Origin of the sequence: Deinococcus aquaedulcis, assembly GCF_019693445.1 — a bacterium.
Lineage (GTDB): Bacteria > Deinococcota > Deinococci > Deinococcales > Deinococcaceae > Deinococcus > Deinococcus aquaedulcis.
Genome location: NZ_JAHRBL010000008.1, coordinates 79,491 through 95,244, shown reverse-complemented (window position 1 = coordinate 95,244; position 15,754 = coordinate 79,491). Strand labels below are relative to the sequence as shown.

11 protein-coding genes and 2 tRNA genes are annotated in these 15,754 nt (G+C 67.2%); 8 read left to right on the top strand and 5 right to left on the bottom strand.

Features of this window, described 5'->3' with window-relative positions:
* Positions 1-14 precede the first annotated feature (14 nt).
* Both KMW22_RS11275 and KMW22_RS11270 read right to left on the bottom strand, forming a co-directional pair.
* Entirely contained in the window at positions 15-1,163 is a 1,149-nt protein-coding gene (locus KMW22_RS11275) for an MFS transporter (RefSeq protein WP_221090144.1), read from the bottom strand.
* A gap of 107 nt (positions 1,164-1,270) precedes the next feature.
* On the bottom strand, positions 1,271-2,200 hold the full coding sequence (locus KMW22_RS11270; RefSeq protein WP_221090143.1) for a hypothetical protein: 930 nt from the start codon (positions 2,198-2,200) through the stop codon (positions 1,271-1,273).
* 497 nt (positions 2,201-2,697) lie between these two features.
* Here KMW22_RS11270 and KMW22_RS11265 point away from each other — a divergent pair, with 497 nt between their 5' ends.
* From KMW22_RS11265 to KMW22_RS11230, 8 genes are all read left to right on the top strand, one after another.
* Positions 2,698-3,075, top strand: a complete 378-nt coding sequence (locus KMW22_RS11265) for a hypothetical protein (protein WP_221090142.1) — start codon at positions 2,698-2,700, stop codon at positions 3,073-3,075.
* An 88-nt stretch (positions 3,076-3,163) separates the two neighbouring features.
* Entirely contained in the window at positions 3,164-5,533 is a 2,370-nt protein-coding gene (locus KMW22_RS11260) for a penicillin acylase family protein (RefSeq protein WP_221090141.1), read from the top strand.
* A 138-nt stretch (positions 5,534-5,671) separates the two neighbouring features.
* A complete protein-coding gene (locus tag KMW22_RS11255) occupies positions 5,672-6,271 on the top strand; it encodes a single-stranded DNA-binding protein (protein ID WP_221090140.1) in 600 nt (199 codons plus the stop codon).
* A gap of 98 nt (positions 6,272-6,369) precedes the next feature.
* Positions 6,370-7,131, top strand: coding sequence for a metallophosphoesterase (locus KMW22_RS11250; protein WP_221090139.1), 762 nt, complete (start codon positions 6,370-6,372; stop codon positions 7,129-7,131).
* Positions 7,132-7,220: 89 nt separating this feature from the next.
* Positions 7,221-7,296, top strand: a tRNA-Asp gene (locus KMW22_RS11245).
* 5 nt (positions 7,297-7,301) lie between these two features.
* A tRNA-Phe gene (locus tag KMW22_RS11240) sits at positions 7,302-7,377 on the top strand.
* Between the two features lie 125 nt (positions 7,378-7,502).
* Entirely contained in the window at positions 7,503-8,399 is an 897-nt protein-coding gene (locus KMW22_RS11235; RefSeq protein WP_221090138.1) for a tyrosine-type recombinase/integrase, read from the top strand.
* Positions 8,400-8,642: 243 nt separating this feature from the next.
* Positions 8,643-9,197 (top strand): hypothetical protein, encoded by a 555-nt coding sequence (locus KMW22_RS11230; RefSeq protein WP_221090137.1) that lies wholly within the window; start codon positions 8,643-8,645, stop codon positions 9,195-9,197.
* Here KMW22_RS11230 and KMW22_RS11225 read toward each other — a convergent pair whose 3' ends face one another.
* The 3 genes from KMW22_RS11225 to KMW22_RS11215 all read right to left on the bottom strand — a co-directional run bounded on the left by KMW22_RS11225 (position 9,198) and on the right by KMW22_RS11215 (position 15,713).
* Positions 9,198-11,219, bottom strand: coding sequence for a hypothetical protein (locus tag KMW22_RS11225; RefSeq protein WP_221090136.1), 2,022 nt, complete (start codon positions 11,217-11,219; stop codon positions 9,198-9,200).
* Between the two features lie 977 nt (positions 11,220-12,196).
* Complete coding sequence (locus tag KMW22_RS11220) at positions 12,197-12,628, bottom strand: hypothetical protein (RefSeq protein WP_221090135.1); 432 nt, start codon at positions 12,626-12,628, stop codon at positions 12,197-12,199.
* Between the two features lie 145 nt (positions 12,629-12,773).
* Complete coding sequence (locus KMW22_RS11215; RefSeq protein WP_221090134.1) at positions 12,774-15,713, bottom strand: type I restriction endonuclease subunit R; 2,940 nt, start codon at positions 15,711-15,713, stop codon at positions 12,774-12,776.
* Positions 15,714-15,754: the final 41 nt, after the last annotated feature.

Genomic DNA, 15,754 nt, shown 5'->3' with positions numbered 1-15,754 from the left:
TCATGGCTCATGGCTCATGGCTCATGGCTCATGGCGGCCCCTTGCTGCCCAAAGGCCACGTACAGCAGCGCCCCGCCAAAGGCCAGCGTGCCCAGGCCGAACACCCCGGCCACGCCCCACACCTGCCACGCCGCGCCGCCCAGCATGGGGCCAGCGGCGGCGCCCAGGGCCTCGGCCGTCATGACCGCGCCCCAGGCGGCGGCGCGCTGCCCCTGCGGCAGGGTGCGGGCCACCAGGCCATTCCAGCCGGTGAGAAAGGCGCCGAAGCCCACGCCCGCCAGCGCAGCCAGCCCCCACAGGAACTGGGCGCCCGTCAGCGCGGCCAGCGCAAAGCCAGCGGCCAGCAGCGCCAGCCCCGGCAGCAGCGCCCGGCGCGGGTGGTCGCGGTCGGCCACGCGGCCCAACAGGGCGGCGCTGGCGCCAATCAGGGCCCCAGTGAGGGCGCCCGGCAGCAGCAGGTCATCCAGGCCCAGCCCCAGCGCGGCCAGCATGGGATACAGAGTGGTCACCAGCAGGCCCGGCGCCAGCGTCTGCACAAAGGCGGTGGGCAGCAGCGCCGCCACTGGTCGCCACTCGCGCCAGGGCACCGGCACCGGGCGCAGCGGCACGGCGGCCCGCCACAGGCTCAGGGCCAGGGCGGCGGCGGCGCCCTGCAGCAGCAGCAAACCGCTCCACACCGCCTGCGGCCAGTGCTGCATGAGGGGCCCGGCCACCAGCGCGCCCGTCAACACGGCGGGCACGGCCGTCAGGTTGGTCACCGTCAGGGCGCGGGCGGTGCGCGCCGGGTGGGCCAGCGCCTGCGAGGCACTCATGACGGCCGGCCACAGCGCCGCCGTGCCCAGCCCCCACAGCGCACACACCAGCACCGCGCCCAGCGCCCCCAGGCCCTGGCGGGCCAGCAGCAGCGTCAGGGCCCCCAGCAGCGCGCCTGCCAGCAGGCTGGGCCCCAGGCCCAAGCGCGCCACCAGCGCCCCGGCCGGCCCGCGCCCCAGGGCGTCGGCCAGGTAGTGGGCGCCGGCCATCAGGCCAATCACGGCGGCGCCCAGCCCCAGCCCCGGGCCAGCCAGGGGCAACACCCCCACGAACAGCGCGGCGCGCACCGTCTCGCTCAGGGCCAGCAGCGCCAGCAGCCGCAACATGGTCAGGGGCCGCTGCCAGAGCATCGCGCCGATTGTACCCGTGGGCGCGGTCGGCTGGGGCCTGCCTTGCACACCAACCACACCAGCCGCCCCATAAGGCGGCCGGTGAAGGGGCGGGGGTTCGGGGCCGGTCAGGGCTGGGCAGGCCCGCTGGGTGCGCCGGGTGCCGGGGTCGTTTCCTCTGACGGCCCAGATGTAGTGGTGTCCGGCTCCGTGCTCTCGGGAGCCGTTTCGGAATCCGGGGCGGGCTCAGCATCGGGGGCTGTCTCTTCCGGTGCCGCTTCGCCTTCCCCGGCGTCCTCTGGGGCTGCAGGCGCGCTCTGGTCAGGCGTCGCCTCTGATTCATCGGCGGGCGTGGTGGCCGGGGCCGGTTCGCTGGATTCGGGTGCGCTGGCGTCTGGCTCACTGGCGTCTGGGGAGCCTTCACCGGCAGCCGGGGCCGGGCTGTCCATCACCCGGGCCAGGGCCACCACCGTCAGGCCCACCTGGGTGCGCCCGCTCAGTTCGTAGGTCTGGTCCTCTTTCTGCAGCCGAACCGTCTGCGCGTCCTCGCCGCTCATGCCTTCCGTCACCCGGGTGTAGCCCTGGGCCTCCAGGGCCTGCACGGTTCGGGTCAGCGCGTTCTGGGTGGCGGGGGCATAGATCACCGCCTCGCCCAGCACCGTGGTCACCGTTTTCAGGGCCCGCTCGCCGTCCAGCACGGGCACCTTCACCTCACCCGTGGCCGGAAGGGGACTGTCCGGTGCTGTGCTGGCGGGGGCCACGTCGGCCGCTTCCGGGGCCGTGGTGTCGGTCTCGGCGGCGTCGGTTGGCTCGGTCGCGGGGGTCTCGGTGGGGGCCGCGTCGCCGCTGGGCTGGGCGCTGTCTGCGCTGCCGCTCTGAGAGGTCGCCGGCGCACTCTGGGTCGGGGCGGCGCGGCCCGGCAGGCCCAGGTTGGGTGTGGTCTGGGCCGGCACTGGGGTGGTCTGCGCCTGTGCAGCGGGGGCAGCCAGCAGGCCCAGGGTCAGGGACGCCAGCAACAGGCGGGGAAGAGCGGTCGAGCGGAAACGGGGTTGACGCATGCAGGCACCTCGGCCAGCCGCACCAGAAAAGGGCAAGCTGGCGGTGAACAGGGAGTGGCCAGGGTGGCGCTCCTGCCGCCTACCTTGCGGGGCGAACCCCCGGCTTTTTCTGCAGGGACAGCCAAGGTCGCCTGTGGCCTTTGCTCAGGGCCCTGTGGGGTGGCCCTCACGCCCCTCAGTACTGGGTCAGGGTCCACTCACGGGCGCGGGGTGGGGCCGGGCTGCAGACAGGGCCAGCGGGCCGCCCGTTACCACACCCGCCCGCCCAGGGGATGCGCCGGTTTCTCATGGCCGGGCCGCGTAGACCACGCCCCAGCGCCGGTTCCCACGCTGCGTCCTTCTCATCCTCGGCCCTCGCTGTATTCATTCCGGCGGCCTTGAACTTGTGCGCCGTAAGGCCCATGTCAGTTGCGCAGCGCAAGATTACTCAGACTGACGGTGCGCAGTTCCGGTGACAGAAACCGGCGACAGGCCGGCAAAAGGAGGCGGTTTTCACCATGACCCTGCATGACCCGAGCGGGTTTTCGATCAACCCTTTGCTGTTCGTGCCGGCGGCGGCCTTTCCCCAGGTCACGGCCCTGCCCGAGCGCCACACCCTGCCCGGCGCTGAGCTGCTGGTCTTCCGCTTTGCCAACGGCTACGGTGCCGCCGTGACCCGCCAGATGTCGCGCCCCGAGGACAGCGCCTTTGAGTTCTGCGTGCTGGACTGCACCCTGCCCGAGCCGCAGCCCTGCTTTACCACCCCGGTGGCGGCCAGCTTCCGCTCCGGGCTCTCGCACACCGATGTCCACGCGCTGCTGATGCTGGCCGAGCGCCTGCCGCTGCATGGCCGCTGCGCCCAGGCCAACGCCGCGCTGGCGAGCGAAGAGTTCTAGGCCAAAAGGGGGTCGTTCCCGGCCCACCCTGCCGCGCCGCTCCACCCACCGGGGGCGGCGCGAACTTCGCTATGCTGCCCGGTACCACATGAACAGTACACAGGGCACAAGGCGCCCCTCCTGGGGCAAGCGGGCCGCGCTCGGGCTTCTGGTCACGCTGGGGCTGCTGGGGGCGGCGGGGGCAGGCGGCTACGCGTGGCTGCGCGCCACCTCGGAACCCCGCACCGCCGGCACCCTGCAGGCCCCGGGACTGGGCGGGCCCGTGCAGATTACCCGCGACGCCTGGGGCGTGCCGCACATCCGCGCCCAGCGCGACGAGGACGCCGTGTTTGCCCTGGGCTTCGTGCACTGGCAGGACCGGGCGTGGCAGATGGATTTTCAGCGCCGCGTGGCGCAGGGCCGCCTCGCGGAGGTGCTGGGCGAGGCGGCCCTGCCCCAGGACAAATTCCTGCGCACCTGGGGCTTTCAGCGCGCCGCCCTCTCGGCCCTGCCGGCCCTGGAAGACCGCTCGCGGCGCCTGATCCGCGCCTACACGGCGGGCGTGAATGCCGCCCAGGCCCAGGGCAAGGTGGCCCCGGAATTCCGCATTCTGGGCTACACCCCTGAACCCTGGCAGGACGTGGACAGCCTGTCGTGGAGCAAGCTGATGGCCTTTGACCTGGGCGGCAACTACGACGAGGAGGTGCTGAATGCCCGCGTGGCGCAGCGCCTGGGCGAAGGCGGCCTGGATCAGGTCACCGCACCCTATCCAGCGGGTGCCCCGACCATTCTCAGCGAGGATGAACTGCCCGCCCGCACCGGCCGCACGGCAGCGGCGCCCACGGCCCCTGTTCTCCCCGAGAGCACGCTGGCCGAGCTGCGCGCCCACCTCGCCGCCGCGCGGGCCCTGGGCCTGCAGGCTGTGCCGGGCAAGGGCAGCAACAACTGGGTGGTGTCGGGGCGCCGCACGGTCAGCGGCAAACCGCTGCTGGCCGACGATCCCCACCTCGCCCTTACCGCGCCCATGCTGTGGTATCTGGCCGACATTCAGGGCGGCGCGCTGAAGTCCATTGGGGCCAGCATTCCCGGCCTGCCTGCCATCGTGATTGGGCGCAATGACCGCGTGGCCTGGGGCGTGACCAACGTGAACCCCGACGTGCAGGACCTGTACCTGGAGCCGGAAGGCGCCCCCCTGCGCAGCCGCACCGAAACGATCCAGGTCAAGGGGCAGCCCGCCGTGACGCTAACGGTGCGCGAAAGTGCGCATGGGCCGGTGATCAGCGGCGCCGGGGCCGAGGACCTGGGCCCGCGCGTGGCTCTGAAGTGGACGGCCCTGCAGCCGCGCGACACTACGATGGACGCCTTTGTGGGCCTGAACTACGCGCAGAATTGGAGCGACTTTACCCGGGCCCTCTCGCGCTACGTGGCCCCCAGCCAGAGCTTCGTGTACGCCGATGTGGACGGCAACACCGGCTACTACGCCCCGGGCCGCGTGCCCATCCGTGCGGGCTGGGACGGCAGCCTGCCGGTGCCCGGCGACGGCACGCGCGAGTGGCAGGGGTTTATCCCCTTTGCCCAGCTGCCACACGTGTACAACCCCGCCGACGGACTGGTGGTCACGGCCAACAACCAGGTGGTGCCCCAGACCTACCCCTTCAATCTGGGCAACCCGCGCAACTGGGCCGAGCCCTACCGCGCCGAGCGCATCACGCAGTTGCTGAGCGCCAAGCCCAGGCTCAGCGTGGCCGATTTTCAGGCCGCCCAGCTGGACACCCAGAGCCTCGTGTGGCGCGATTTCCGCACCCTACTGCTGGCCACGGCCCCCGGCAGCGACGACGCCCGGCGCGCCCTGGCCGACCTGCGCGCCTGGGACGGTCAGATGACGGTGGACAGCCGCCCGGCTCTGCTGTTCGAGGCGTGGCTGATGGGCCTGCAGGAGATGGCCCGCGACGAACTGGGCAATGACACGGTGATGAACAGTCTGTCGGTGCTGCGGCAACTGCAGGGCGGCGGTGAACTGTGCGCCGTGCAGGGCCGGGGCGACTGCGCCGCGCTGCTCACCCGCAGCCTGGACGCGGCCCTGGCCGACCTGCGCACGCGGCTGGGAGACGACATGATCCGCTGGACCTACGGCCGGCTGCATCAGGTGGCCAGCAACCACCGCGCCTTTGGCAAGGTGGGCGCCCTGGCGTGGCTGTTCAACCACGCGGCCCCCACCCCGGGCGGCACGAACACGGTGAACGTGGCCCGCCCCGAACACGGCACCTTCCGCCAGACCCACGGCGCCAGCTACCGCCAGATTGTGGACCTGAGCGAGCCAGACCGCAGCCTGTACATCGGCAGCCTGGGGCAGGCGGGCAGCCCGCTGGCGCCGCATGCCGCCGACCAGATGAACCGCTGGATTGCCGGTGAGTACCTCCCCATGAGCACCCGTCCCGCCGACTGGGGCAAGACCCGCCTCCTGACCCTGAAGCCGTAAACCGGGGCCGGCTTTGGGCACGGTCGGGCCTGCCCCGCCGGACCTGCAGGGTGCAGGGAAAAGGCACAGACGGCAGCCCTCTGCAGAATCTGGAAAACCTTCAGCTGGCCTGGGCCCGGAAGCCGGTACACTGCCCGCATGGCAGAACCTCACCGCGTGCGCGACGCGCTGCGCGCCAGCATGACCGCCTGGGCCACCCTGAGCGTGCGGGGCGACCAGGCCCGCGTGACCCTGGCCCCCGATCTGGACGTGCTGGCCCCGCAGCTGGACGCCATTGACCCCGGCTGGAGCCTGACCTGGGCCTGCGACCACCCCGAGCCCCCCATCGTGCGCGCCCGCCTGAGCGTGCTGGGCGCCACGCGCGAGGGGTTGGCCACCGCCCACACCCTGGCCGACGCCAAACTGGCTGCTCTGGCCGAACTGGCACGCACCTACGGCGTGCAGCCCAGCAGCGATCCGGTCTGGGTGGAATACGACCCTGAAGACGGCGCCAATACCTCGGAGCTGGAAACCGAGACCCCGGCCCCCCGCGCCGCCTCGGCCCGGCCCCTGCCGAAAGAACCCCCCCGCGATCCCCAGATGGACAAGGCCCGGCGCCACATTGAAGACCTGCTGGAGCAGTTGAAGGTGGCCGGCAAGGGCGGCGACGCCGCCCGCATTCTGATGCGCGGCTACGGCGAGACCGTGGAAGAGAGCCGGGCGATTTACAAGGAACTGCACGCGCTGCTCAAGGGGTAGCCCGGGACATTCACTGCCCCGCTTCACAAATGACAGGTGAATGATGGCCAGGCCCTGGTCCATGCCAGCGGCCTGGCGCACCCGCTATGCTGGGGGCAATGCGCAAGTTCCTGGCTTTCGGTGACGTGCACGCCGATTTCGACACGCTGTGGGCCGCGCTGCGCGCCGCCAGCTGTGTGGACGGCAGCGGGCAGCCCACGCCGCCGGTGCTGGCCGGGCTGTATCAGGTGATTCTGATTGGCGACCTGGTGCACCCGAAAAACGAGCGCGAATACAGCCGCCTGACGGGGGTGCCGCGCTTCGATCCCCGCAACCCGGACCACCTGTTTCTGGCGGCGCGCGAACAGGTCAAGCACCTCGAGCGCCTCAAGGCCTACCAGGCGGCGGCCCCGCACGCCATTCACATCATCCTGGGCAACCACGACGACGCGGTACTGAACACCAGCTACATGCTGGGCACCAGCGGCGGCCTGATTCACGCCGAGTTCGACCCGGAGCACGGCGGCCTGCACCTGCCCGACCATCTGGCCGCCTGGATGCGCACCTTTCCCCGGGAAATCCGCGTGGGGGGCGTGCAGTTTGCCCACGTCTCGCCCCTGCCGGCCCACGCGTACTATGACGACCTGTTCTATGCCGATCACAGTTCCAAGCGCTGGTACAAGCAGTCGCCCGAATACGTGCAAATGGCCGGCCTCGCTTTCGGCGTGTACGGCCACACCCAGATGGAAGGCGGCATCCTGCTGCCCGAAGAGCACCCCTTCGCCATGATTGACGCCCTGCAGAGCCGCGAATATCTGGAACTGATGCTGGACCCCACTCAGGACCACCCGGTGCAGAATGTCCGCGCCGCGCCGTTCTGAAGCGGGGCCTGGGCGGGGGCGCGTTGACAAGGGCCGCCCCCCCCAGTATCCTTAACCCCGCTGCTTTTGCAGCTCCTTTCAAGGCGACTGGTCCGGTAGTGTAGCGGTTAGCATATCTGCCTGTCACGCAGAAGGTCGCGGGTTCAAATCCCGTCCGGACCGCCAAGGAAGGCTAGGTAGCTCAGCTGGTAGAGCAAACGACTGAAAATCGTTGGGTCGCCGGTTCAAGTCCGGCCCTGGCCACCAAGCGAAAGAATCCTCGTCTAAGACGAGGATTTTTCGTTTTGAACCAAGTTCATGAACTTGGTCCAACGAGCAGTGATCGTTTGCTCCAGAACCTGCCAGCTCAGGCTCGTCAGAGGAGGGTCGCCATGACCTGGGATGAACTCTGGGAGCACTTCTACTACCACCTGCGGATCAAACGCCGCGCCAAGACGACGCTGCACTTCTACAAGACCACCCAACGCTCCCTGGCGCGCTACGCCAAGGCCACAGGCGCGCTGCCGGCCTCCCCGGAGGCGCTGACGGTCGCCCACCTGCGGGCCTTCCTGATCTGGCTGGAAGGGCAGGGATTGGCTCCAGGCGGCATTCACGCCTATGTACGGGGACTTAAAGCGCTGTGCGGGTGGGCGCACCAGGAGGAATTCCTGTCACGCAACCCAGCGGCGCGGCTGGAACGCCCGACCCTGCCGCGCCGTCGCCTGCCGACAATGACCCCGCAGGCTGTGAGTCGCCTGCTGACAGCCGCCAGGGACACCGACCAGCCGCTTCGTGACACGGCGATCGTGATGACCCTGTTCGACACCGGCATCCGCCTCGCGGAACTGATCGGCCTCACCTTGGAGGACCTGCAACCGGACCGGGGCGTGCTGCGCGTGATCGGCAAGGGCGACCGGGAAAGGTCTGTGCCGATCGGCACCCGTGCGCTGAGTGCCGTCACGGCATACATCCGCCGGGAGCGGCGGGCGCGCCATGCGGGCGTGAAACACCTCTTCCTGAGCCGGCACGGTCAGCCGCTGACCCGGAGCGGCATCTCCATCCGTCTGTCCCGCCTCGCAGAGGCGGGGGGCTTCGCCCGGGAGGAGACCTCGCCCCACACGTTCCGGCGCGGTTTCGCAGTGGAGTTCCTCCGCAATGGCGGGGACGTGTTCACGCTGCAGCAGATCTTGGGGCACACCAGCCTGGAGATGACACGGAAGTACGTGAACTTCCTCGACGAGGACTTGAAGGCCGCGCACCTGCGGTTCTCGCCGGGGGACCGGCTCTGATCGGAAGGAAGGCGCCCTGCGGGCGCAAGAACAATCGTGAGTCCCTGTGCGGACCTGGTCGCCAGTACTGTTGAAAGAACAACCGTGAGGCATGTCCCCGCGTCCTGCTGATTGCAGGTCGGACCGGTCAGCTCAAGAACAACATTGGTGGCCTCGCGCCACGCCATCCCATCACTGAGGGGGAAGCCGTTTTGGTTTCCCCCTTCTGCTCTGGCGGTCACGTCAGCGCGGAAAGGAGGCCCCATGGCCATTACTCAAGTTCAACAGCAGGCCCTCATCGACGCCTACACCCTCGGCCACCCGGACGCACGTGTGGCTGCTCTGGCCGGGATCAGCCTCTCGACGGTCAAGCGGTACCGGTCGAAGCTCGGCCTGACGACCCGCAATCTCAAGGCCCGCCGCGCCAGGTTCGGCGAGCAGTTTGTGGCTACGCAGGCGTGTCGCCTCGGCTTACATGTGAGCTGGCGGGAAGAGGAGAATGGTCCCTTTGACCTCAGGGTTGAAGGTCTGCGAATCGACGTGAAAACCGCGGCAGTTGGAAAGGACGGAAAGTGGCGGTTCCGCCTCAATCGGGAGCGCAGCAGTTTCCATAACCGCTACCGATACCGGAAGAATTACGCCGTTGACTGCGACGTGGTGGCGCTGGTGTGCCTCCAACCTTCCGGTGAGGCGCCGGAGGTCTATTTCCTGGCAAGCGGGCAGCTTCCCACCGACGTCCGCATCAAACCAGGGGGACGCTGGGAGGCGTACCGGGAAGCTTGGGAATTGTTCCGCCCGAGGCTCCCTCAGGCCGCGTGACTAGCTCCGGTGCAGCAGCTTCTTGCAGGCGGCTTCCGCCGCCTGTTGGGAGACCGCGAGGACCGGGTGGTGGCGCAGGGGGTACCGGGCGTGCGGGAGCGTGACGTGAAACCGGCGCAGCCCGCGCTCCTGCTCGAGTCGTTTCAGGTAGTCGTCTGGTATCCGCGCGAGCGGGTGAACCAGCTCGTGCCGGCTGAGGCTGCCTCGCAGCTTCCAGTCATGGAGGAGTGGCGTGGAGCTCCGGGCCAGGCGCTTGAGCTGGCTGGCCGCCCGCCGCGTCAGGTCCGGAGAGGTGGCCTTGACCAGGCCGAGGGCCTGCAGGCTGGCCAGCGGGACGCCATCAAGCCGGTTCAGGAGTTCCGGCAGGATCTCTTGGAGGGCCTGGCGTGCTGAGGGATTCTTGCTGTTGCGCGTGTACTCGATCTGAGGGGTGAACGCCTCGACTTGCACGTCCTTCACGTGGTCTGCGCCGAGCACAGCCTGAACATCGAACCCAGCCACGATCAGCGGAGCGTGCTCTGCGAAGGGCTGGCGGGTGCGGTGCAGCATCTGCAGGCACTCGCTGCGCAGGTCATGGGCGTAGAGCCTGGCCCGCGCGTCCGCATCCGTGGGCGCCAGCGCAGCGAGGGTGTGGTCCTCGTGTCGGCGCGGCAGGTGCGGCTGCTCCAGGGCGAACAGGTGGTAGCCCTCGTAGGCGTTCACGCCGCGACCGGCATGCCAGTGCGCGAAAGCGATCCGGTCTTCGGCCAGGTCGGCGGCCGTCAGTTCCTTTCTCGCGAGGGCGCGCAGGTGACCGGAAGCGACGGCCTTGCTGGCCAGCAGCAGAACCGGGCGGCGCTGGGGGTCCTGCTGAATGACCCGGATCGCCTCCCTCACGATGCGCTGCCGGTGCGCCTGACGGCGGGGTTGCCGCCCGGAGCTGCCCTCGTCGCGGGCATCCATTCTCAAGGCCGAACTGACCCTGACCTTGAGGGGGGTTGGGGGCTGGAATCCGTGCCAGGTCAGGTCGGCGTTGGGGAATGTCAGTGCGTACGCTTCCCGGTTGGCGTACGCATCAAGCACAATGACCGGCGACGGAAAGGACACGTCCGGTTTGACATCGTACCGGAGGCTGCACTCGTCCTCCTGCCCCTGCGTCCACTCGATGCCGAGGGCGTGGCTGTCGGGTGACTGCTGCCTTAGTAGGGCCGTGACCCACGGGAGGGGTGCCTGCCGTTTCTGCTTTTGGGCGAGCTCTTCCAGCGTCTGGATGAAGAGATTCCAGTCGCTGTCATCCGCTCCTTCCAGGACGGCGCGGAAAAACGCTTCCCCGCAGAGGCTGTAGCGTTCCCGCGTGCGTCCTGGGAGCGCGGCGTAGGTCCTCACGCCGGGAAGCGCGGCGCCTTGCTCGACCTGCTCCATCAGGGCCAGTAGTCGGCTGCTGATGGAGCCTAGAGCATCGAGGTCTCGCAGCGCCTGACGGGTCACCCGCACAGGCTGGTACTGCCGCTCAGTACCGGCGTCGTTGACGGGTGAGCTGCGCAGCAGCGAAGTGCGCGGATCCTCGTCGATGACGATCAGGTCCACCGTACGCAGAAGAAGGTCTTCCTCGCTGGAAGGTGGTCCGAACACTCGGCTCAGGCGGGCGTGGCTGATGACCTTGATGGCCGGGGTTCCTGCAGGCCAGGCGAAGCGTGCTGCGCGCTCCACAGGCTTCAGTTTCTGTTTTCGGGCGATGTGCTGGCCGACAACCAGGGTGACCTCTGCACTTGCCCCCTGGTCCTGCAAGGTCTCCTGAAGCTTGCGGAGCGCTTCCTGCCCGAGAGAGCAGTCCTGCGCGAGGTCCTTCACGGCCCACAGGACGCGGGTGTACCGGCCTTCTCGCAGCGCCTGCGCGAGGGCGAGCATGGCGGCCTTAGATTTTCCGAGGCCGGGAGGCGCCTGGATGACGTGCATGCCTTGCAAGGGGGCGCCAAGCAGGCTTGAGAGGCAAGCATTGAGGGTCTGGCGTTCGTGCATGAGTTCGGATTTCAGGGATACCACCTCCGGGGTGTGCGGCGCCGCCGTGTTCGTGGAGGGCGGACCGGTGAGAGAGCGTCTGTGGCTGACGTGTCTGACCCGCACTCCCGGAGCACTGGCCGGTAGAGTCGCCGGAGGGCTGGGGAAGCGCGGGAGAAAAACCCGCGGCGGCGGCTTTGCCGTCGACGCGATCTTTTTGGGTCAGGCACAAAAGCGGCTGCGTACAGGAAAAGATTGCCGGTGGCGGAACGTCCGCCAGACACCGGCAGGGGAAAGAAGGAGCGGGACGGCCGCCTTCACGCTTGTTCTTCTCTGGCGGGCAGACTAAGAACCGGAGATTGGTAATCAGAGAATAAGAGGGCATGAAACGCAGGGAAGATCTATAAAAATCACGTGCTGGTGGAATTTTTTCCAGATCTGCTTGGTTGAATTCTGAAGTGGCTGACCGTTGAGGCCCCCCTACCCTCCGCCACGTTGTGGGGACGTTGCCTCGCAACCCTCGCGGGACAGGGTTGTAGGGATGCCCCCCTACCCAGGGGGGTCACCAACGAAGCACACTGCCTGACTTGGAGAGCCTTTCTCACAGCATGTGCGGCAGCACTGGCTGGCTCCCAATCAAGGCCTTCGGCCTTATTCACCTTGCTTGAGGCCATACACGGCCTGGCATTGCCAGCGCCCCCTGCTCCTGAGAGGCCAGACGCGATGTACAGCGCACGGCGCTGTCTCCTGCAATGCGTACGTCTCCTGCCCTTGCCCTACGGGAGTGGTAAGCCGGTCACTTCAGCTCAGCTGCTGGAGACTGAAATGCGCGAGGACAACCCGTGAAGCGCCTGCGGAGCATCCAGGCAGAGGTCATGCGCTGCCTCTCTCCTGCTGCCCCAGGCAGGCTGCTCCACGCCCCTGTTTTGCCTTCTTCGTGGCGGAGCCACACCTTCCAGCCGTCAAGGCTGGAAAAGGCGGGCAAAGGCGGTTTTCCTACAGGAAAGGAGTCCTGCCTTGCTTCAGCTGGGTTCCGGTGTGGCGGGCTGAGGTTTCAGCCGTTCCAGGCGTTGCTGGTAGGCGTCGAACATGGCCTGAAAGGCGCTGGTGCGGGCTTCTGCGGTGACGTCGTCAATGCAGGCGTGGAAGTTTCCCAGGTCGTCTCGCCGGACAGACCAGGTCAGGCCGAGTTCCTGACAACACCACTGCAGTTTGCCCTGGAGGAGGAGCAGGATGCCGTCGTCCGGTGTGCACCAGCGTCCCTGAGGATCAAGTTCGAACCTGAAGGTCAGGGGCTGCCACTGGCTGCCATACAACCCGTCGGCTTCCTCTCCGGTGGAGAAGGTGATGGTGACGGGCAGGATGCTGCGCTGGCTGTTGACATACTTTGATGGCTGGCAGGTGACGGTCGCTTCCAGGGCGCTCCAGGCGTGCAGGCGATCACGCATGTACATGGGGTCGGTTGTACGGCATTTCAGCCCTCAACCAACAAATGCAGCACACGACTTTCGTCGTGTGCTGCTGAGGATGCTGTTAGCTCCAACTTCGTGAGGCGGCGTCTGTAAACGCACATCACCTGGGGCGCTGGGCCGTATCGGCTTACCTCGGCTCAGGACCCGCCGGGCTCGGCTCTCCTTTCAGGATCTGCGCGTACACCAAGCCGAACACGGCTTCCTTCACATGACGGTTGAACTTCTCGTCATCGACGAACCGCTTGTACAGGTCGAAACTGCGGGTAATCACGTCCTGGAACTTCTCCTCCAGAAGCTCGTCATGCACCAGTCGGGCATTGTCCTCGGAGTTCACCCGCACGGATTCCACCAGCTCCGGGTCGGCGATCAGGGAGTCCATGACCTGCTGAATGGTGACCCGGTCCTCCGGCGTGAAGTCCGTCCCGAACCGGTCGTTGAGGCTGTGAATGATCTTGGAGAGCTGCTCCTTCTCGTCCTCTGTGAGCCCCTGACCGTCCCCTGGCGCGATGGGCTTGAACGGCTCACCCCCCTGAAGCTTGATGGCCTCCTCGTTCTTGCGCTGCACGCGGTAGGACTCCATGTCTACGCGTTCCAGCAGATCGTGCGGGAGCGTGTCGTCCTTGAGTTTCGGGAGCTTGGGCAGGAGAAGCCTCAGGAAGCTGTAGCTGACTTCCAGGTCCTCGTCCTTGAAGGTGATTACCTGGGAGAGGAAGGCGTAGAGCCGCAGGTAGTCCCGCGTGCGGGCCTTGAAGTTCACCTGCTCTTCTAGCGGCAAGAGACGGAACTCCTGCGTGACCTGATCGAGCACGGGATGCAGCTTGGCGACGCTGGCGTCGGAGTAGAACACGGTCTTGAAGGCTTCCAGCGTGTCGGTATCGTAGATGCCCGCGTCCTGTAGGTGGCTGAGCAGGTCGTACAGGAGGTTGGGGTCCGTGTCACCACTCAGGATCGTGGTTTCGTAGTACGGCGTGAACGCCTTCTTGATGTCCTCTGCTTGGTTAGCGAAGTCGAGCACCATCGTGTCGTCCTTGCCTGGGTGGATGCGGTTCAGCCGGGACAGGGTCTGCACAGCAGCGACGCTGGAGAGCAGCTTGTCCACGTACATCGTGTGCAGCAGCGACTGGCTGAAGCCCGTTTGGAACTTGTTCGCGGCGATCAGGATGCGGTACTCAGGCTTCTTGAACTCCTCGGCTGTGCGGGTTTCGGGAAGATCGCCGTTCATACTGAACTCGGTGTGGTCGATGCCGCCGTCCGTAACAGTCCCGGAGAACGCCACAAGCACCTTGAAGGGCAGCTCGCGGTCCTGGATCAGCTGGTCGAACATCTTCTTGTACCGCACGGCGTGCAGGCGCGAACTCGTGACCAGCATGGCCTTGGCCTTCCCGCCGATCTTCGCCTGGGTGTGGTGCTGGAAGTGATCCAGCATGATCTCCGTCTTCTTCTTGAAGGCATGCTCGTGTAGATCCGCGTAAGCCGTGAGCGCACGTACCGCGGCGCGGGTGTTGTATTCCGGGTCGTCTTCCAGGCGCTTGTGAAGGGCGAAGTACACCTTGTAGGTGGTGTAGTTCGCCAGGACATCCATGATGAACTTCTCCTCGATGGCCTGCCGCATGGGGTAGAGGCTGTGCGCTTCGAAGCCCCCGTCGCTCCTCTGGCGGCCGAACAGCCGCAGCGTCTTGGGTTTAGGGGTAGCGGTGAAGGCGAAGTAACTCAGGTTCGCCTGACGCCCCCGCGCCTCGATGTCCTGCTGGATGCGCTCCGCCACGTCCGGCTGCTCCGCCTCGTCCTCGGTGTCCGCCATGTCTGGCCCCGCGCCGCTGCCGAGCGCGCTCTTGAGGGCCTTGGTGCTCTCCCCGGTCTGTGACGAGTGCGCCTCATCCACGATCACCGCGAAGCGCTTCCCGGCCAGGCCCAGCTCCCGGAGTTTTTCCAGGGCGTATGGGAACTTTTGCAGGGTGGTGACGATGATGGGCCGGCCCTCGTTCAGGGCGGCGGCGAGTTGCGCCGCGTTCTGATCGATGGCCTCGACCACTCCACGCACCTGCTGGAACTGCTGAACGGTTTCCCGCAGCTGCCGGTCCAGGATGCGGCGGTCCGTGATCACCAGCACCGAATCGAAGACCTTCTCGTCTTCGGCGTTGTGCAGGCTGCTCAGGCCGTGTGCCAGCCAGGCAATCGAGTTGCTCTTCCCTGACCCGGCAGAGTGTTCGATCAGGTACGAGTATCCGGCCCCGCGCGCCTGCGCGTCGTCGAGCAGCTCACGCACGACCGTGAGCTGGTGGTACCGGGGGAACAGCACCTTCTGGCTCTCCCCGTCGACGTACAGGAAGTTCTGCAGCAGGTCCAGCCAGGAGTCCGGCTGCCAGATCTGCTCCCACAGGTACGCTGTTTTTGGACCGTGCGGGTTGACGGGGTTGCCTGCACCGTAGTTCACACCCCGGTTGAATGGGAGGAAGAACGTGGCTTCCCCCGCCAGGTGGGTGGTCATGTAGACCAGATCCGGGTCAACCGCGAAGTGAACCAGCGTGCGCCGGAACAGATCCTCTTTTGGACTGCGGTCCGTGCGGTACTGCAGCATGGCGTGCTCGACCGTCTGCCCTGTGTGGGGATTCTTCAATTCGGCCGTGGCGAGCGGAAGGCCGTTCAGGAAGAGGGTCAGGTCAAGCGCGTCCCCGCTCGTGGCGCTATACCGCAGCTGGCGCACCACACTGAACCGGTTGCGCTGGTACAGCTGCTGGTGGTGCGGGTTCTTGCTGTTGGCCGGTTTGAAGAACGCCAGGCGCAGCGTCACGCCGCGGTCTTTGACGCCCTTGCGGAGCACGGACAGCAGGCCGGACTTGGTGATCGCGGCGTGCACGCGCTCCCCGACTTTCTGCATGGTGTCCGGGGCGTACTGTGTATCCAGCTTCTGCCATTCCTGAGGCTGCGTTTCCTTGATGAACGTGACCAGCAGCTCGAGGTCAAGCTGCAGAGGCTGCACGAAGTCCTTCGGGAGCCTCTTGGCGTACCCGCTGGCGAGCAGCTGCTCTTCGATCAGCGTTTCAAAGGCTTTCTCGGTGGTGTCCATGCGGCTCCTTCGGAATGCGGGATGAGGGTAAGGGTTGACCG